General features: G+C 42.3%; 15 protein-coding genes. All 15 read right to left on the bottom strand.

The genetic code is table 11. The features are described 5' to 3' along the window. Positions 1-225 precede the first annotated feature (225 nt). The 15 genes from BFJ94_RS24775 to BFJ94_RS24705 all read right to left on the bottom strand — a co-directional run bounded on the left by BFJ94_RS24775 (position 226) and on the right by BFJ94_RS24705 (position 19,664). Positions 226-1,521: an IS110 family RNA-guided transposase gene (locus tag BFJ94_RS24775; RefSeq protein WP_120460554.1), complete on the bottom strand. Its 1,296-nt coding sequence runs from the start codon at positions 1,519-1,521 to the stop codon at positions 226-228. Positions 1,522-1,605: 84 nt separating this feature from the next. Next, a complete protein-coding gene (locus BFJ94_RS24770; protein WP_120464983.1) occupies positions 1,606-2,256 on the bottom strand; it encodes a hypothetical protein in 651 nt (216 codons plus the stop codon). Between the two features lie 940 nt (positions 2,257-3,196). Beyond that, positions 3,197-8,155, bottom strand: a complete 4,959-nt coding sequence (locus BFJ94_RS24765) for a fibronectin type III domain-containing protein (RefSeq protein WP_120464982.1) — start codon at positions 8,153-8,155, stop codon at positions 3,197-3,199. Between the two features lie 34 nt (positions 8,156-8,189). Then, positions 8,190-8,975 carry a CpaB family protein gene (locus tag BFJ94_RS24760; RefSeq protein WP_120464981.1) on the bottom strand — a complete coding sequence of 262 codons (786 nt, stop codon included), beginning with the start codon at positions 8,973-8,975 and terminating at the stop codon, positions 8,190-8,192. A gap of 18 nt (positions 8,976-8,993) precedes the next feature. Beyond that, on the bottom strand, positions 8,994-9,428 hold the full coding sequence (locus BFJ94_RS24755) for a hypothetical protein (protein WP_036714857.1): 435 nt from the start codon (positions 9,426-9,428) through the stop codon (positions 8,994-8,996). A 17-nt stretch (positions 9,429-9,445) separates the two neighbouring features. After that, positions 9,446-9,865 (bottom strand): DUF4320 family protein, encoded by a 420-nt coding sequence (locus tag BFJ94_RS24750; protein ID WP_068779934.1) that lies wholly within the window; start codon positions 9,863-9,865, stop codon positions 9,446-9,448. 41 nt (positions 9,866-9,906) lie between these two features. Continuing rightward, positions 9,907-10,155 (bottom strand): hypothetical protein, encoded by a 249-nt coding sequence (locus tag BFJ94_RS24745; RefSeq protein ID WP_009225524.1) that lies wholly within the window; start codon positions 10,153-10,155, stop codon positions 9,907-9,909. Between the two features lie 19 nt (positions 10,156-10,174). Then, positions 10,175-11,068, bottom strand: a complete 894-nt coding sequence (locus BFJ94_RS24740) for a type II secretion system F family protein (protein ID WP_120464979.1) — start codon at positions 11,066-11,068, stop codon at positions 10,175-10,177. A gap of 15 nt (positions 11,069-11,083) precedes the next feature. Beyond that, positions 11,084-11,950, bottom strand: coding sequence for a type II secretion system F family protein (locus tag BFJ94_RS24735; RefSeq protein ID WP_120464978.1), 867 nt, complete (start codon positions 11,948-11,950; stop codon positions 11,084-11,086). Between the two features lie 3 nt (positions 11,951-11,953). Further along, on the bottom strand, positions 11,954-13,300 hold the full coding sequence (locus tag BFJ94_RS24730; RefSeq protein WP_120464977.1) for an ATPase, T2SS/T4P/T4SS family: 1,347 nt from the start codon (positions 13,298-13,300) through the stop codon (positions 11,954-11,956). Further along, entirely contained in the window at positions 13,248-13,979 is a 732-nt protein-coding gene (locus BFJ94_RS24725) for a hypothetical protein (protein ID WP_120464976.1), read from the bottom strand. Before BFJ94_RS24725 ends, BFJ94_RS24730 begins: the two co-directional genes overlap by 53 nt. Positions 13,980-14,078: 99 nt before the next feature. Continuing rightward, complete coding sequence (locus BFJ94_RS24720; protein ID WP_120464975.1) at positions 14,079-15,368, bottom strand: hypothetical protein; 1,290 nt, start codon at positions 15,366-15,368, stop codon at positions 14,079-14,081. Next, complete coding sequence (locus tag BFJ94_RS24715; RefSeq protein WP_036714847.1) at positions 15,346-15,783, bottom strand: hypothetical protein; 438 nt, start codon at positions 15,781-15,783, stop codon at positions 15,346-15,348. Before BFJ94_RS24715 ends, BFJ94_RS24720 begins: the two co-directional genes overlap by 23 nt. Positions 15,784-15,917: 134 nt before the next feature. After that, positions 15,918-17,633 carry a M23 family metallopeptidase gene (locus tag BFJ94_RS24710; protein ID WP_120464974.1) on the bottom strand — a complete coding sequence of 572 codons (1,716 nt, stop codon included), beginning with the start codon at positions 17,631-17,633 and terminating at the stop codon, positions 15,918-15,920. Positions 17,634-17,642: 9 nt separating this feature from the next. Beyond that, a complete protein-coding gene (locus BFJ94_RS24705) occupies positions 17,643-19,664 on the bottom strand; it encodes a hypothetical protein (protein WP_120464973.1) in 2,022 nt (673 codons plus the stop codon). Between the last annotated feature and the right edge of the window lie 16 nt (positions 19,665-19,680).

The raw sequence follows: 19,680 nt of genomic DNA, 5'->3' as shown, positions 1-19,680 counted from the left end.
CGCACCTTGGATATCCACAATTCCCTCGACGGTTTACCCTCCCATGTCACACTGGGTCTATGCCCTCACATTCCTTCGTTCTACCTCTCAAGGGGTGGATGCCGCTTCTTGCTCCTTTACTGGGTCGTTGCCCTTATGATGAAAAATCTGCGGCTACTCCGTGCTTCTGTTTGTCGCGTTTGAAGTCTAAGCACTGTGAAGCAAGATGAATCGTTAATGTTTGAATTAAGCAACCATCTGTAGCTGAGACTGGCGTACCGGTCCCAATACGTCATTTGCATTGTAGCGTATCTGTTTTGTTCCCAACGTATGCAATACTCGAATGAGTTTTCCACATAAGGCTACAATAGATTGTTTCTTCTTTAGCGGGTTCTGGGCTCGTTTCGTGTAATAGTGATGCAGCGCTTTAAATTCTGTATTTTTTGCCACCATGGGCATCATCGCACGGAACAGTAAAGCTCGAAGTCGAGACCGTCCCCGTTTGGTAATCGTGGACTTCCCTTTCTTCTTCCCAGAACTGTTCTCCCTTAGATTAAAGCCCGCAAGCCGTATAATCTGCTGACTATGATTATATCCTTTGAGATCGCCTACCTCGGCCAGAAATCCAGCCAATGTTACGACTCCAACCCCAGGAACCGTTAGCATTTCTTCCGAACCAGGGATCTGTTCAAGCAGTTCTACCACCTGTCTCATGATGTCGTCTATCTGCCGAGTAAACAAAGTATGCTGCTCCAGCAAGTTCTTCAATTCAATCTTGGCTGCCATTAAACCCTCTGTGAGGCCGATAGAGTCCTGAGCTGCTTGAACCAGTTTCTCTGCTCGCTTCATGCCAACCGCCCGTTTAACCTCTTGTTTCCACCGTTTCAAAACTGTGAAAGCTCCAAGTGTTACAATTTCTTGCGGGGTAGGAAATTCTGCAAGCGTGATGAGAGAGGCTTTTCCTTCCCAGTCAGCAAACACGTTTTGATATTCAGGAAAGAACCGGTCGAGCCAATTTTGAATCCGTCTTTGGACTTGACCCAGGTTTAACATAACCTTTTCTCGATGATTCATGAGGATGCGTAAATCCGCATAAACGCTCTTTGGAAGCCGGGGCTCCGAATAATGGCCGTTACGAACGAGATCTGCAATAACCTTGGCATCCTTGTAGTCGTTTTTCGTTGGTGAATTGTCTTCAAGTTCTTTACTCTTGCTAACATGATGAGGGTTTACGATAACTAGTTTAATGCCCTCATGCTGTAGAAACTCAGCCAGGGTAAACCAGTAGTGTCCGGTTGGTTCGATGCCGAAGATGACGTCAGTCTTGGCATGTTGCCGTTGAAGTTCCTTCATCCACGATACTAGTTTTAACAAACCTGAACGGTCGTTTTTAAATACACAATCTTTTCCCAATTCGATCCCACGAAAATCGATCCCGCGTGCTACATGGGTTTCTTTGGCGATGTCTGCACCGATAACCAGTGTATTTTCGGTAATTTGTTCAATACGTTGATTCTGTTTCTTAGATTGTTTATACTTCATATTGAGCGTCCTCCTTCTAACTTAGGGAATGAATGTCGACCATTCGGAACCCAGCATACAGGAGACGCTCTTTTTATTCAAACCTCAAATTAATTCATTACAGGAATGGCTCCTTAATCCAATTCCAGCATCTTTATCAGGAATATTGACTGCTTTTTTTGCCATATCAACTAGTTTATTTAAAACACCAAATATTACTTCCGTATTATAACCTCCAATAAAAATAATTAAATTCACCAGATATACTCCAGTAATCTGCTCGTTTTCAATCTTACAAATATTCAAAAATATTATAGGGAAGATCAATGCAAGTAAGGCACGGAGTTCAAAAGAATTTGTAGCTCTAAAAACTTTTGTATATAGATGCGTTAATGCCCCTAAATAACCAAGTACTGCAAGTGACATAAAGAAAAAAAGATTATACAAGAAATTATTAGCTGGTGAAGCGAATTTATAAAAGATTAACATCAATTCGAAGCCTAAGATTAAGTAAATCGATAATGTAATTATTTTATTATTTTGCCTTTTTTCTGCTGAATCAATAATTTTCTTTATCTTTAGTATCTTATATTTTTCTTTAATTAAAGATCTTGCATCGAATTCCTTGGAGTTAAGCTCTCTCTCTATTTTTTCACAACGCCTTATGGCTTTTAGATTATAAGGCTTCACCCCATTTTCTATTTCGGTCCTAATTTGTATTATTTCCTCTATAAGCATATCCTGAGTAGTATACATAAATATTTTTCCTCACCTTTTATTTAATTGAAAATTTGCTATCAATTGCTGTTAATCCATTCAGAGGATCTCTTATCCGTATCAGATGTTCATATTTTACTCTATTAGGGGTAAATCACCACTAATCTTGAACCATTATTCATAATCGCCTTCTAACTGATTGAAAAAAAAAACAAGCATGGTATGTATTTGGGGGAACATCACAATGTAAAATAATTGGAACCCTCTTCCTCTCAGTTCTTCCCGACAATATTATTAAGCAGTTAAGCCTACTGCTAAAGCCTGGATCACCTCGATGAAGTGGAGCCACATCATCTTTAATAACCCATTATTTTCTATTTATCATAACTTTAATGTCATTTCCTGCAGCAGCAGATGCTCCTATAAACATGGAAAGCATAAGAATTAATGACGTCAAAAATAAAACAATCTTTCTTCACTGCTTTCAATCCTCCATATACTCCTCCATATACATTTTTGCTGTTAGCCTTTTTGATGACTATCTTTTTAATCATTCGACATTGGTCAACAGTTTTCCTTCAAAATACCTAGAATCGAACATATTGGGAAGGATTTTCTTTTATTTGGAGCTTTTTTCCTCGCTTGAAGTCCGTTGCATTAAAATTCTGGCCGAAAAAGTTGGTATCTTTAAGGGGCTACATTATTTCATTTAGGAGGAATACATATTATGGCCGGCAACCCAAGGCTGAACACCAATATAATTCTACTGACTTGGGAGTATTTAGCTCTAATGAAGCACAAAAGTAAAGAAGAGGTAGCAATAAAGAGGGATGATAGAGGCTAGAAGTATATTTTTACAAAAAAAGGAAAAGAGGAGAGCGTTAAATCTCCTCTTTTCCTGAAACAATTTACCCACGGTTACTATTATATTATTACCATTTCAAAAAAGTTTAGAACTTTATTTCTAAATAAATGGGTTTCATTGATATAGTCTAAGCGCGCGATATATCAGAGCAGCACACTCAGCCCGTGTCATGTCACGCTTTGGCTTAAATGTCTGATCTGGATAACCGGTGATAACTCGCTCAGTAGATAGAGCAGCCACCTCCGGTTTCGCCCACCAAGCAATTGAGTCTTTGTCTTTATAGTTGGCTTGAGCTACAGGGACATTGCCTTTATATACCGCATTAGCGGTCATCTTAGCCGCTTGCTCCCGTGTGATTGGATCTAGTGGTCGGAACTCCTTCACACTAATTCCTTTGGCCACACCGTTTAATACGGCTGCTGAAAGCTCCGGTGCATACCAGGCTGTACGTTGAATGTCCTCAAAGGTAAGTGCTGCATCAGAGGCTTCTTGTAACTCCAAAGCCCGTACGAGCAATGAAGCAAATTCCACGCGAGTCACTTGGCGGTCCGGTTCAAATTTGGAATCAGACACGCCTTTGACGATACCCTTGGCGTAAAGCGCAAGAATTTCTTCCTTAGCAAAGCTGCGCTCAATGTCCTCAAACCCGGCCTGATCCGTATGAGTTTGAGACTCAGCTGTATTCGGATGTGTTGCTTCTTTCTCGTCTACAGGCGGTTTCGGTTGCAACAAACTGCTTCCACCAGATGATGGTATTGGCAGCGTCTTACCAGTCGCTGATTTAGGTTTGGTTTTATCTCCAGCGCTGTTCTCTGTCCAGACAGTAAACGTATAGCCCTTATCCGATGACAAATTGCTCGCGGTGTATGACTTCTCTTTACCACGATGTACTTCCTTCCCATTCACTGCATAGACAAAGATTTCATCCGTTAACTGACTATCTACTGTGACTGTCAGCGAAGATGTAGTCGGATTGCCAACAGACACCTCAAAGTTTGACGACGGCAGTGTCACAAACGGCGGAACAGGAGTTGCTTGACCTTCTCCGACGTCGTTAATCGGGATGATCGACCAATTGTCATATTCTTTGGCACTCTCCAGTCCTCCGATCTCCTTGGCTGTCTCAGGGGCAGTAATGATGCCTACGACGTTACCAGCGTCGTCAACAATCTTGTACTGATCCGCTCCCTCAACCGGATCGATAACGATCACTACAGAATGCTCGTCTCGGTCTCCAACAGTGATTGGTTGACTGGATTGAGGATCATTCGGATCGATGCCCCATTCACCCGGAAGAGTGCGTTGAGTGAAGCTGGATTTTTTACCTTCGCCAGTCTCATTCACGGCGGATACGTAAACAGTATGAGTGGAGCCAGGCTTCAGATTTTTGATAGTGTAACTGGTTTCTTTTGTTTCTCCAATAATCTCACCCTGCTCGTTGTGAACTACATACTTCGTTGCGCTAATGACCTCGTTCCAAGCCAAGGTAAACTGAGTGGCTTGAACATTGTCTATCCGCACATCGGGGCTGGCTGGCAATGTTAATAATGTCTTAGCAGCAGCCTCACCATATCCCGATGCATTTCCAGCCTGCACTTTCAACTGATATTTTCCCCCAGCCCGTAAGTCGCTGAGCGAAATGTCAGTTCCAGATGTCTCAAAATACACGTCATCCGTTACTGTAACTTTGTATTTGTCCGCTCCTATTACTGGCTGCCAACTAAGCTTCGCCGTTGTATCGGAAATGTCTGTAATCAATAATTCGCCCGGTTTGTCAGGCAAAGTGCGGACTGTTACTCTGTTGGCTACGCCAGTACCGCTCCGGTTTTCAGCGTAGACTTCAAATGTGTATTCAGTGCCTGAATTAAGAGAATCGATTTCAAATTGCTTTGTTTCAGGAGCCAATTCCTTTTCCTTCACTCCGTTCACCAGCACCACATATTTCTCAGCACCACGAACCGTATCAATTGAAAAGTTGACCACATCTTTACCAATCTCATCGACAGTAATCTTCGTCTTGCCCGGAAGCGTCAAAACCCCATTAAGATAAGCGATATCACCGAACCCAGATTCATTCTTAGCTGAAATCGAGTAATCATACTCTGTTCCGCTTTTCAGACCGGTGTCAGTAAAGGATAGATCAGACCCGCTATATCGACTTACTGCATCACGCAGCACTTCATACAGCGCTGCGGTTGGCGATGCCGTCCATGACAACTCCACTTCTGTTTCTCTGATCTGAACGGATTGGAATTCGCCCGGAGCTGCTGGAAGAGATAAAAAGCCAAGTACACTACTTTGACCAGCGCCACTTGCATTATGAGCAGTTACAATTACAGTATACTGCTTGCCTCCCTCTAGTCCTGTTACTTGATGTGTTCCAGCGGTGTTAAGCTCCTCCTCATAAACAATATCAGATCCCTCCTTGATAGTGAGTTGGTAGCTTACAGCAGACTCAACATCATCAAACGAGACATTGACCGTCCCACTGTTATTTGGCACAAATGATACCTTCAAACCATCAACAGGAGCCGGAAGAGTGAGCACTTCAAACTGTTCACTCCATTCACTTTCTCCTACGTGATTCACCGCCTTTATGCGGTATTGATAAATCGATCCAGCAGCCAATCCTTCTTCCCTGATATGATCCGTTGGATGGTTCACTAACCATGAGCGTCCTGTTGTAATATTCTCAACTTTATACTGATATCCATCCCCTAAAGAGTGGTTTGGCAGTGACCATCCGATCTCGGACCAGTTCTCACCAATAGAATTGAGTTTTAAAACAGGAATATCCGGGGACAGTTGAAGTTGGTATGGCCCCGCTGAGATCGTGGTCTCTTTCCCTGCAATATCCTGTGCTTTAGCGTGAATATACCACTGACCTTCATTGGTAAGTGTAATATTTTCAATATCTTTTGCCGTATCCCATGAAGACGGAGTTTGGTTAGATTGAGTCACTTTGTAGTATTTATTGCTCAATCCACTATCATCAAAATAATGAATAGTGACAGATACAGGATCGCTTGTCCAAGTTGCATCAGAAGGACTAAATGAGATTTTAGGTGCCGATAAATCCTCCGTCACTGTAATATGACGCTGAAATACATCCGACCACAAATTGGCATCATTTAAAACTTTTAATGAGATTGTATACTCCCCTGCACCGTAAGCTAAAAAGTTACTTATCATGGTTGAACCAGAGTATATTTCAGTACCCTCTCTCTTAATACTCCAAACCCTTTGTGTAATGTTTCTGCCAGCCGGGTCATACGAATGATCTTGTATTTCAAGCGTTTTATACTTGGTCACTTGATCTGGAACTCGAAAATCTGCAATAGGCTTCAATGCAGTGGAACCGGTAGAAACATAACATACCATTGGTTGGCTCCATGCTCCTTGATAATCCAATACTCTAAGTTGCACTAAATAGTCCTTACCCAAAGGAAGGTTGCCAGGAATCATGCCATCTGTCCATGTGGTGGCTGTTGTCTCGCGCCATTTCCACTCCGTTTGTGCAATCCCCTTTGTTGGTGTGGACTCCATGTCGAGATCATAGGACTGATTGTTAACTGTAATCGTGTAATTGCTAGTCCCTTTAGTAACTTTTAATGTAAAATCTGCTACTGGTCTACGATGCACATAGAGGTATTGTGGTGTAGGATGGTCTTCGCCAAACCAGATTTCATAGCGCCCTGGTTTATCAAATTTCAGCGGTAAATCCTTTTGCCATCTTCCGCTCCATTGAGCTTGACCAGTACTGTTCTCATAATACGTACTATCATGCTCAATTTTCCAACGGCCATTTGGAAATTCTGGTGTTTGGGTATTTTTCATGAATGAAGATGGATTAACCTCAAGATGATTATCCTCATCGAGGATCATGTATTGTGAACTGCCATTCGATCTGATTTTAGTGAAGATATAGTTTGCTAACTGATCGATCGCAGTTGAATAGCTACTCCCATTAATAAATACTCCGTTACCATTGTTACGTGTAATAAAGGCATTGGCCTGTTCTTGGTTAGTTGAAGAGCCTATAGCTACGTAATCAACAGCGTTATTAATCATACGTGTTAAAATTTCTCCAGAAGCCGTTGTGCTGTTTAAATCGGAAATCACATGATTATCAACATTGACAATAAAGCGATCTGACCCTTCCCTCCAGATTGGTTGCAATAATACTTCTCTGTATTGCTTTGGCTTTTTCGTTTCCATTTTTATATTTTTAAACGTAAAGGAAGATACAGAAGAGCAACCATGGCTTGTGTAGCTTGCAAATGGACCAAACCCATTCCCATACTTGCTTGTTAAAGTGTAGTTATTTATTAACACTTGATTGTTATCCCACATATTAATACTAGTTGGAGTTACCTCAATTTTGACTTGATGTGAAGTCACCGCAAGTCTTGGAAATGTAGAAACCAGCCTTCCTGCATTGGCTAATGAATTATAAGTGCCATTTCGAAGCAGTTCTACATTTACCTGATTTAGCTCAAATAATTTGATTTCCGTTTGACCGAATAAAATAACATATCCTGAAACATATCCATTGTTAATGGTTGCATTAAATAAGAATCCAGCCCCTTCAAGTGTATGCCAGTCCATTTTTTGCTCTAAAACCTCGAACGTGAAAGTTTTTTTCTCCGCAGAGGAATCTGGCATGAACATAAAATCTTTATGAGCTTTATCAGTATAACCATAGAAACTTATATCCTTATTACTCACGATAATATGCCGATAAAGTGAGTTACCATACGGTTCTGGATAATTAATATGGTCATATATTTGCCAATCAAATGTATCTTCTGCTGTCATAGACTTCATTTCTAAAGCTTGTACTTGTAACTGATTAGCATCCACACCTTTAGCAGCTAATTTAGCCTTTAAATCCTGCTCGAAATTAGACAATTCTAAATTCGTGCTTCCTGCTGCCAGTGCAATATCAATCTTAGGATCAGCCTTAATGCTGATCTGAACTTTTTCATCAGCAAATGCACGTGGGCCTTGTCCAAGCAGTGTAGATGTAAACAATGCTACGGATATCAAGAATATAAGTGACTTTCTAAACATTATCTAACCTCCTGTTATAGAATAAGTCCCCTAATCACTGATCAGGGGACTCCGTACCAGATGGGGATGAGTAAACTTCATCAGGGCTTTGGGCAGCATTCACTTCTTTTTCTAGGGAAATCACATCTACGTTCACACCAGTCGGTGTGAAGTAAACCTCTCCTTCTTGTTGATACTTAATCAGTGCTGCTGCCACATCTGGATTAGTAGTCTCTACGACGGCAATGGCTGGGATCGGATTCTGATTCCCCGATCCTTCCCTCTGAGGTTCATAACCGTTCTGGTTCTGTCTATCTTTAATGAGTAGACCTTTAAGCAAAGGATCATCAGCAGGAGTAACCAACTCGGATGGCTGTCGGTCTTGCCCCTTGATGTACACATAAGCATCAACAATGGTTCCCGGCTTAATCATGTCCCCGGCACTCTTAACCTGGTCCGTCTTGACACCAACAAACATCGCTCCGTCTTTTAATTCAAGACTTTCTCCAAATTTGCTTTCCTTAGCCGGGATAAGCATCGACTTGGAAACTGGTATTCCTTTAAGAATCCCAACCTCAGTTGTTACCCAAGATTCGCCTTCCAACTCCTTCAAATCCCGGATAGCATCATCTGGAACTTCACTCTTCACAACCTTGCGTTGTACGAGCTTACCTTCCACCAGACTATACGGAGTTAAATTATCTGCTGCCACATAAACCAATTCCGTTGTCACCTGCTTATTGACGATGCTGCTCTGAATAGCAACGGCTACTCCAGCCAAAATTAAGGCGACAAATACGATGAGCAATCGTCGTGTGGCCTTATTCCATAATTTTTTCAAAATACATTTCACTCCCTGTTACTTAAATTCTCCAAGATATGGCGTATGGCGCTTAACTGTCAATGGGTAAGATTCCAATCCGAAAATCTTACCTGCAACGAGCTTCACACGAGTATCAAACTGAGCTTCAATTCTTGGCGCTTTTGAAGTTGTATTCAAATAAGAAACCGTCGTCTTCAAATTACTATTAGAAAAGTAATCATTAGTGAGGTCTGTATTTAGTTTCAAATTTGATTTAACAATGCTGTAAACCGTGTCCTTCGCTATAGGTTCACTTAATTCCAAGCGTCCTCTCTGGTTCTCTGCTTTCTGAACACCAGCAATAATCGCTCCATCAAGCGCTTGTTCCACAGCCTTCTCAATTTTGATATGGGCGTTGTAGACTACCAGAAAATCAGTGAGAAAAAACAAAGCAAAGGCGCCGAATAATATCAGCGCCAGATTTCGGAACATATTAGATCACTTCCCTGTCATCGGAAGAATGTACGAGCTAAACCATCTTGCTTTACGCGTATCGGGAGCTTTACCGTCTTTCCCAGCGGTTTTAGGCCGATGCATTCATATTCCATACTAGCCTCAACCTCAACGGTATTTCCTCTTTCCACAAGTTTCGGAGTAGCCGTGAGAGTTACTCTAGCCGGATCAATACCAGTCTTTTGAATAAGCCTATTGAACTGCTCGCGATTCGCACTATCGTAACCATTCTCGGCCTTGATAACTTCAAGCAACTCATTTGTAGCAACAGTCAATTTCTGCTGCTGTACGATGTAACCGTACAGGTCGATACCAAGATAGAGAAAAATGGCTGCGACCAGCGTGAAAAACATGAGTGGAATGGAACCTACAGCTCCACGGTTATTCCTGAGCGGAGCTAGCCATGTTTTAAGCACCGAACTTCTCTCTCCTCCCGTGGCTTTTTTGGTATTAATCATTAAGAAAGGTTGTCAAGTTTACCTGTGATGGATTGCCAGAAAGTAGGGAGCCAGCCTTTGATCAAGCCCCATACAACCACAATAGCAAGTACAGCTAACAGGGCATAACCCAAAATTTCTACGATTGAAGCCCCCTGTTGATTTTGTAAAGGTCTTGCCAGTCTGAGTACAACTGTTTCAGTACGAACTACCAACTTCTCAGCCACACCATTTTTCCAAGTTACCACTTTGTTCAAAAATCTTTTCATTCCAATTACCTCCTGAATTTTATAAGTTTTGAATTTGTGAAAAAATATCAATAAAAGCAATAATGACGGCTGCAAAAGCGTGAAGAGCCACCAGAATATATAGCATCTTAATCTTCTCTGGCTGGCTACGGGTGACTTCCTTTAGTGCAGCAAGCCGGAGTTTCCGGAGATCTCCCTTAATGCTGTCGAAGTACTTCTTGGCTTCTCCATAACCGCTATTGACCCCAATCTTTACCGCAGCAGCAAAGTCCCGCATGACGGGTACATCGGTTTCAGCCGCAAACAAATCTACGGCATCGGTGAGTTTCATAATGCGGATGTTGGCATTGAGCCGTGCCAGCATTTTCTTCATCCGGGGACCACTCGTTTCCTCCAGCCTCTGAATTGTCGTCAAGAATGACTTGCCTGTTTCGAGAGCGATCATCATTTTGCTTATGAGCTGCGGCAAATCCCTTGTAATCTCTTCCTGCCTGCGCTTATAGGCCTTGGTTATTTCACCAAGTTGCGCAAAAAAGAACACAGCTACTGCCAACGGTATGGCTAAAAACAGAACTGGAAGATCGAGCAGAAAAGGAAGCACTAAAAAAGGAAGGCTCCCGGCAAGCGATTTAACCGCTTTGTCAGCAAGCTCTTCCTCAAAGGTGTTTTCTTTTCCAAGCAGATTGTACATCCGACGAAGCTTCCCATTAAAAATTGGCAGCCGAAGATTGAGTAACTTCGGCATGAGCCTTTCTGCAAACATAACCGTGATTGGGTCCATTTTCAGTTGCCGTAACTCTCTGTGATTTTTCTGGAGTAAGGCTGCCTGATTCGCATAGCGCTTTTCCATATCGAAGCTGGGCAAGAGAATTTTTAGTGCCAGACCGGTACTAATCATGACAGACAGAAACAGTAAGATATTAGATACAATCAATGGACATCCCCCCTTTTAAATTTTGTCGAGATTAAGCGACAGGTAATCGTCGCCTTTTCCTATAGAAAACAGCGTTGCGGCTGCAAAGGAAACTATATAAATCTGACCATGCAAAGTATTTAAAAAGACATTTGCATTGCCATTGTTCATAAAGGACATCATGACTGGCATCATCCACGCCATACCGATGACAGTAAAGAGCTGTTTTCGTTTGCTTTTAGCTTCAATGTCCAGTTCCTGAATCTGAGTGATATCCTCTCCAATCTCATCCACGGTTTCCTTCAAACTATCCAATGACTGAGGATGAAATCCTTCCATCTGAGCCATTCTGAGCTTATCCAAGAAGTCTTCCATCTTTCTGATCTTCAGTTCACTTAACATCTCTTCAAAAACTCGATCAATCGGAAGCCCCACGCGTAATTGATTTGATGCTTTTTCGAAGATCGGCTTAGTCACACCGTCCATATCAAGCACTGCATTTTCTAATGCTTTCTGGACGTTCGGAAAATCAGTTAGCTTGCTGATAAAAAGACGCAAGTTTGAAGGAAGATCGAACAGGACGTTTTGTCTGATTTTTCGTTTCACTTTCAGGACAATCGTTCTTGGCAATGTAAAAGACAATACGGCTCCCAAGGCAATAAAAAAGTAGTTTCCTGTGAACAAGGCAATCAAGCCGATCAAACCAACGGAAAACATAACCAGGAAAGCGAACTCCCGAAAGGTGAGTGACCACCCAACCATCTCCGCTTCCTTACGCACTTGCTCATAACCAAGAAACTTGGAGAGTGTGAATCCCTTACCTGCATTGGCATTAGGAATGACCAGTAGCAATGTTACAAGAGACAAAGCAAAAAAGTAAAAGAAACTGACCCATAATGACATTACTCACTCCTCCTCACACCAACGAGATATTGTTTCTTCAGGAGCGCCTTCGGCAATCAGTTTTCGTTTTAGCTTTGTCAGCTTTCCCTTCTGATTAAATCGACGACGAACTGGATCATATTGAAATATGGGTTGAATAACCGGCTTATCACCTTCAAAACCAATCAATTCACCAATTTCAAAGACCACCCTTTTCCCAGTACTCGCTTCATATTTCTGAAACAAAATCAAGTCAAAGGACATGACGATCTGTGATGCAGTCATAGGATTATTTCCTGAAAGTTGTAAAAACCGCACAGCAGCCTCCTCCGTCCCGTTGGCATGTATCGTCAGGTGGACAATATGTCCTGTGTTCGCAGCCACAAGGGCTTGGGTGGCAGCAAATTCATCCCGTACCTCACCGATCAAAATAACATCAGGATTCTGCCGAAGGCTCGTTTTCACAAGTTTCGGAATGGGATAAGCTTTTCGATCATCCTCATGCTCCTTTACAATTACGGAAGCGATATTGGGATAATCCTGATAGCTAAGCTTAGCTTTGAGCAACATTTCCTCGGAATCCTCAATACAGAAAAATCGGGTCAATGGATCGTAGTACTGAGGAAAGCGTATGAGTTGCGTGGTTTTTCCGCTATTCGTTCCCCCCGCGATGATGCAGTTTACCCCATAGGGAAGAACATCCTTAAGAAATTCGGATATTTCCTTTGAAATGTTGCCGTAAGAAATACATTCCTCATCCGAAAATACATCCGGCGGAAATTTGCGAATGGAGATGATCGGGCTGTGGGTACTGACCCCTCCCCTAGTCACATCCATGATTACATTGATACGGAACCCGCGATAATTCGCGTCAATAACAGGCTCATTTGCAGTAAGTGTCTTACCAATTGGCATAAGCATTTTATCAATGGTCTGATAAATATGATCGTTATCACGAAAACGGATTTCGGTCATATGCACAGGAAACCCATTGCGCTCTACGATCACTTCCGCGGGACCGTTAATCTCAATACTGCTAATTGCCGGATCATCCAGTGCCGGCTGCAACACGCCCATCTCCGTAATTTCAGTACGGATATAGTCAATAACTTCGCCAATATCCATGCTAAATTTCAAGTCTCGCTGATCCCGGATAAAGTCTGAGATATGGTATTTGACCCTGTTCCGTGCTTGCTCATCAATGATTGCCCGGACAAACTCATCATTGTAGTTTGTGATAAGGTATTGCTGCGTCCGCTCCAGCAAAGTCTTTAGGTTTTCGTCATCCGTCTTACTGCGGGTATTGGTCGCCTTAATTTCAGGCCGACGGTACTGTACGTACTCTGCCGGATTGATCAATCCGATAGCCATCCTTTTCTCCCTCCCATAATGCAAATAATTGTTCTGGACGGCTCAGAAGAGGTTCTTCCTTAAAATCACCGTTTTTAAATTCACTACTAAACAGACATACATTCCCTATATCGTAGTCCTGTCTTAGGGTTTTGTAGGCTGCATAAGTACGAATAATTTCAACCGGCTCATTCATATTTAGCACGACTTGATCTGCTTCTCTTAGCGAGAAGAAGGTCATTGGATGAATCAGTTGCCCCTGTAGGACCGTAAAGATGTAGTGATATCCAGACAAATGGACTTTCAAATACGCGGGCAATTCACTCAGCGTCTTTTCTTGCTGTAGCTTAATTAGCGTAGGGCTGTCAGGCTTGCTTTTGGGCTGAATCAGTAATCCATCAAACCCATCAAAATGCTGCAAATACTGGTGAATCCCCTGTAACATCCCCCTATCATAGTCAATCAGCAACTGATCTACCGACTGTGCATGCTCGAGCTCCGTCACCCCCATGCGGTAAGCAACGCGTGGCAAACCCAAACATGGAAACTCAACAACCACGGCCGTTTCTTCCCGTTTTTTCACCTGACTCAACAGCTTCTCTAAAAGAAGTGAAGAATCTGTACCCGCTGGGTTCCACAGCGCAACCATAACGCCTGTCGGTGAGCGCGGTGGTTCTTTTTCTTTCTTCCATCTAAGCATTCCGTGTCTCCTTTCCAAATAAAATTCATCGGGGAATAGATGTTCCCCTCATTCTTAAATAAAAAAAGCCTCCACTCAAAAATAGAGTAGAGGCTTCCTTTATTGTACAAACCATCGTTTTCTTTTTGTTTTGGGCTGCTCCAGCCAATAAGCAAGTTCCCCTGCATCCGTAAATGGATTAGCCTCTAGAAGATTCATAATAGAGGTTATAGATGGGAACATCTCTCTAAATTCCTTGATCATATCTTCATCGGCATAATTAATAATGAAAGAGGATTTCCTCAACAGGACAGAAAGTTGGCTTAAGTGTTGGACAATATAGTGTAAATCCCATGGTGCAGCTGAGAGCGTAATGAGTTGAAATGGGCAACGCAAAAATTCTTGCGCAGCCGAATTCATTTCTAATCTTCCTTCGTTCTCATCCACCAATACGCCAAGGTCAAGAATAACTGAGTCATACCCGAGCGTATAAACTTCAGCTACATCAAATGGCGAACGATTAGGGAAGAAATCAATACCGTGGCGCTTGAACTTTAAACCGTCAAAATCTGTAGCAAAACTCACGATGTCTGATGGTCTGGGCTTATTTCTATATTCAACAAAAGCCGTTTTCAATCCCTTACTCGCTGTCTCATAGGCAATCTGGAGGGCTGTGTGTGTATTACCACTCCTACGTGCCAGTCCCCCAACTGCAACGATGTAGGGCTGGGATACATGATAGATCGGCAGTTTCTCCGGTTGAGAATCGGTTTTGTTCTGCTTATCCATGTCTACATATTCCTGTTTTTCTTTTAAAGTAACAGGACTCTCTACATGATCTGTTAACTCACGGGCTTCTCTCTCTTTACTTTCATCATTTACCGGTACAGTAATTTTTTCAGCCCGTTTAAATCCCCTTGTCCAGTCGGACAACAGCGTCTGAACCTTCCCCTTATTCTTCTCTAAAGAAAATCCAACTTTCCTCTCAACTTTCTTTTGAGACGCCGGTAATTCAGGATTAAAGCCAGGAATATCAGCCAATGTTTTTTTCGTTTGAATCCATCTTTGTACATCCTCTATTCCGAATTGTTCGGCGGCATAAACATCATATATACCGTACATCCCCAAACTTCTTTGCCACTCGCTATCTACTTCTGGCAAGATAACAATCAGTCTTGTATCTGGTACGCGCATACGCACTTCCTTCAAGAAGTTCACACAATCCTGCCTATGTACTACTCCTAGACCTCCATCAACAATTGCGATTTCCGCATCTACCTGCCCTGCTGATGCAGCAACGGCAAACTGCTCAAGCGTTACATCCGTACCAGCAATAAAATAACCTTGTGTTTCTAAAGCTTCAGCAAGTGGCGTTAGAATGGACAAATCAAACACCAGGTGTAGTTTCACTGTTCGCTCCTCCCTTATCATCAAACAACCAGTTCAAAATAGACATAACCCCGTCAAATATCTGCGGCCAGAAATTAATAATTAGATAACCAATTATGGATAAGAATAAAACCAAAAATGCAAGTGACAACAACTTCTTATAGAATAGACCACCGATAAGCAAGATTAGAAAAATGGCAAGTGCGAGATAAATATAAAAGTTACTTCCTGACCGAACAGCAGAAAAAAGTTCCTCTCCCTTTTCATTTAAGCGATTCCCCACTTTTTCAGGATCAAATGCCTTAGAATTGTCTTTGATCTCCTGAGTTATAGATGCTTCAATAGATGCATCATTTAAAGCAAAAGCCGTATTTAAGGGGACATGGCTGACCAGTAAAATAATCGCCATTAACAACGCCCGTACTTTTAAAATCATCTGTACTCCTCCATTTTATAGCAAAACAAAAACAACCCCTGATTATAGAGGTTGTTGTTTTGGTATATTTTTACAATTAAAAGCCCATAGCTTCGCTAAGGACAATACTATTGTATCTCGACTTTGTACACCCGTCAATCCCCTAATTGGGATAATTGTTCATAAATACTAGTTACGTTCTTAACCCAATTTGAACCTGTTGCATATACCCCGTTTGGATTTTCAGGATCGCTCAACCATGCGATAGGACTAACTGTAGATGGTTTCCCCTTCGAAAGCTTTACTATCGTCTTGGCTGCAATTATAGCGGCATCCTTGGTTGTTAATTCAGCTCCCTTCCCCTCTTTCCAGCTTCCAAAGACATTCCATGGATTCTTCACTATCTTATCAGCATACTTATTGCTTTTTGGAACAAAAGATTGTTCTGCTCCAGTGATAGCAATTAGCAAATAAGGATCAACCCCTTGAGCTTTTGCCGCATCGTCAATCATGGTTAATATCTCTTTTGTAGCCAACATCGAATTTCGTTTGCCTAACCATTCAAGTAATACAGGAATATCCAAAGGGCGGTAAGTCAATATATCGGATGATTCTTCATAACCGAAATAAACCAGCGGATTCACAGGCTCTCCATTTACACGTACTTCAAAGTGCAAATGCGGTCCCGTTGAACCGCCAGTATTCCCCGACTCTGCAATCTCTTCCCCTGCCTCTACCGTTTGTCCTGATTCCACCTTAACCTTATTCAGATGATAATACCTCGTCTCCATACCGCCATCATGTTGAATCATAATCGCATTGCCTGCGTTACCCAAAAAGTCAGCAAAGATCACCTTACCGGATTTCGCAGCATAAACAGGTGTACCAATCGGTACTCCAATATCAACGCCCGCGTGCAGTTTTATCAGCCCTGTGATTGGATGGACTCGGCTACCAAAAGTTGATGTGATCTTACTTCCCTCTGTTGGCCAAACTAATCCCCCAATAACTGGAGACCAGCCAATTAGAGGATTTCCTTCGCCGTCACCATCAGAAAGATATGAAAGCCAGTATTCTAAAAGAAAGTCCTGATCTTCTACTCTCTTTGCACCATGAGCAATAAGGATTTCTCTTAATGGCTCCCAATCTTCGCTGTACATTGGTTCAATCCGTTGTAATTTGTCTTGGGTTACCGTTGTTGTCAACTCGCCGCATGGAGACGGTGACGTTTCAGTTGTTGTTTCCGAAGCATAAGTATAGACATAATCATTTTGAATCGTCTCTGCCTTTTTCAGAAGAAGAACGGGCTGACGCTCACTCACTGTTGACTTTTTGTACGTAACTTCACCTTCCTCATCTTCATTTCGAAGACAGACCTCTTTCGCCGTGACAATCTCAGAATTTTTCCAGGTGAACTTGGGGCGTACTTCTTCAAAAGTCTCCTCTGGTTTCAGCACAACTTCTTTGACGTTTTCATCTAAAAATGTGTTAAAAAAAGAAGGATCGTTCAATGAACGATCCACCTGAGCAAGCCACTGCCAATTCAAGGCGTAGCTTTGAACCTGTACTTCCTGCTCCGCTGTTAATTCTTCATGCCAGCGATCAGCAATGCTCTGATACTCATCAAACAACTGTTCATCCGTTTCTTCTTTCGTCCCATAGAAGAAACCAGATGTGCGCTCCTTAACCGTATCAAGCGTCCCCATCACTGACTGCTTCGGCAGCTCGAAAATCATAAAATAGATCAAAAATAGCAGCAGTACAATTCCTCCAATAGCAAGTGCGTAGGGGAGAATTGCTTTGAGTATTGCCTTGACCGCTTTATCAAGAAGAAGCTTGCCACCTTGTTTTAATATTTTTTCAATATCCATTTTTTCACCTTATACGTGGTAGTTATAATGCTTTCCTCCAGATGGGGGGGATTTAGACGAATCCGATTTTTGAAAAAAACCAGATTGTGAAGGAGTATTGTCCTCTCTCGATGAATATACAGTCTCCCCTTCCTCATTTTTGATTTGATTGGCGTCTATCATTTCTTTTTTAATCGTGACTCCCCCATTTCTCCCGTTTACAACAACGTTGCTTTTAAAGTTTTCGCCGTTGTTTTTAACGCCCCTGTTTATGGTGTTTTCATCTTTGATTTTTCCAGATTGACCACTCAGATCAGTCTCCATTCTAGTAGTAGGCTGACCAGTTACCATTCTGCCAAGTCTACTACTGTGCATAGTTACACCTTCGTTTGACGCTTTTGTATTAGTCACTCTTGGTCTAAAGGGCTGTTCAGTCGTTGTTGTATTAGAACGCTGTATTGGCTTTTCTTCATACGGAACTGAGGAAACTGGGTAAGAAATCGGCATATCTTCTCCGATCTCACTCTCTTCGCTTGAAATTGTTTCTGAGTTCCTCAATCCACTTAATTTCTGTACTCCAGAGTAAGCTTTCTTACCCAACCACATACTGCCTTGGCCAATTTTTTGGGTTCCTTTTCCGATAAGGCCTCCAGCCGCTCCGCCAATTACAGCGCCTTTTAGGGGATCCCCAGCCATAAGTCCGATAGAGGTCCCTAAAACAGCGCCAGCACCTTTGGCTCCTTGATTTAATGCGAAACCTGCGACCTTTTTACTTATATTTGTCGCCTTATTTCTGAAATTCGGCTTACCAGACATTGCACTAGAAGACGAAGTACCAGAAACGGTTCCTCTTGTCCCCGCAGACGTAGCATCACCAGGCATACCGCCGATCGCGTCAGATGAGCTATTCTCTCCTACCAACTGGTCTTTGGACGCGCTCGTCTTTCCATTATTAACACTGTTTGATTTCTTTCCTGAAAACATTTTACTCATCGCAAGGATCGTGCCGAAACCTAAAGCTCTCCCCGCTCTAGAGTCTGGCTGCTCAACCCCTAATAGACGTTGAACAAAATTTTGTATGGAAGAAAAACCAAACAGATACGCTACAATCACCCAATTAGAAATACCTTCACTACTAAAATGAAGCAATAAAAAAAATAGCCCTAATGCTAGAGCATGGGCTAAGGGCAATATCATATTGGCAACAAACTGATCCCACCACGTTTGCAAAGCGTTGCGATAGCGAGGAAACAGCGTCATTATGCAACACGGAACGAATGTGATTATGAGTAGCATCAGGTTGATGGATCGTATGGTATAGTCGTAGTTTAGTTTTGCAGTCATAAGTGCGGCTAGCAGAACTAAAATTGAAACGATAAATCCCCGATAGCTAACCATATCATCATACCCAGCTTCGCCAGTTCCCCAAATCGTATTGAGGAACAGTCCTGGCTGAAGTCCGTAATCGACCATAACCGCCCAGATTAAATCCGTAAACCAGCTAACAATCGTAGCAACGAACTTCCACAAATACACACCAAATCTTAAAGATATTAGTCCGACAACAAAGGCTGTTGCATAATCTTTGGCCTTTGTTCTGCCTTCTCCAGTGTATCCGTGCCAGAGAAGTAAAAAAGCCATCAGTATAAGAGCAATAAAAATAGGATACGGTATAAAACGTTCCAAAGCAGTATAGATCGCGTCTATCGCATCCATCATTCCCTCGGAAAATACTCCAAGGTATAAACTTGATCGAAGGTCTTCCGTACCCCCCTGCAAGAACCCATCATTGGATGTTTCGGGATTTTTGCCGAATACCAGCAAAGTTACATCTTTCATATTAAATTTTTTTATCAAAAAATTAGCCGCTCCAATGAGGACATCAGAAAGGGTTCGCTCCATCAAGCCAGGCTTATTATCCTCATCCTCATAATACTGCTCGACCTGTTGACCTATGATGCCTTTTTCACTAGCTGCCAAAGCTGGCGTAGCGAGGGCAAAGCTGTGAACCAGCATTATTAGCATACAAGTAACTATCGTGATACGGCGCAAAGTTGCTCCCCCCTTC

This window comes from Paenibacillus aceti (genome assembly GCF_003614185.1).
Lineage (GTDB): Bacteria > Bacillota > Bacilli > Paenibacillales > Paenibacillaceae > Fontibacillus > Fontibacillus aceti.
Note: the sequence above shows the minus strand (reverse complement) of the source record. Positions and strands in the feature narration are given on the sequence as shown.

Coding starts and splice junctions, on each gene's coding strand:
- BFJ94_RS24735 (WP_120464978.1), bottom strand. CDS start 11,950: ATGTCATTATGGGTCAGTTTCTTTTACTTTTTTGCTTTGTCTCTTGTA.
- BFJ94_RS24755 (WP_036714857.1), bottom strand. CDS start 9,428: ATGTTCCGAAATCTGGCGCTGATATTATTCGGCGCCTTTGCTTTGTTT.
- BFJ94_RS24770 (WP_120464983.1), bottom strand. CDS start 2,256: ATGTATACTACTCAGGATATGCTTATAGAGGAAATAATACAAATTAGG.
- BFJ94_RS24745 (WP_009225524.1), bottom strand. CDS start 10,155: ATGAAAAGATTTTTGAACAAAGTGGTAACTTGGAAAAATGGTGTGGCT.
- BFJ94_RS24775 (WP_120460554.1), bottom strand. CDS start 1,521: ATGAAGTATAAACAATCTAAGAAACAGAATCAACGTATTGAACAAATT.
- BFJ94_RS24765 (WP_120464982.1), bottom strand. CDS start 8,155: ATGTTTAGAAAGTCACTTATATTCTTGATATCCGTAGCATTGTTTACA.
- BFJ94_RS24730 (WP_120464977.1), bottom strand. CDS start 13,300: ATGGCTATCGGATTGATCAATCCGGCAGAGTACGTACAGTACCGTCGG.
- BFJ94_RS24715 (WP_036714847.1), bottom strand. CDS start 15,783: ATGATTTTAAAAGTACGGGCGTTGTTAATGGCGATTATTTTACTGGTC.
- BFJ94_RS24710 (WP_120464974.1), bottom strand. CDS start 17,633: ATGGATATTGAAAAAATATTAAAACAAGGTGGCAAGCTTCTTCTTGAT.
- BFJ94_RS24725 (WP_120464976.1), bottom strand. CDS start 13,979: ATGCTTAGATGGAAGAAAGAAAAAGAACCACCGCGCTCACCGACAGGC.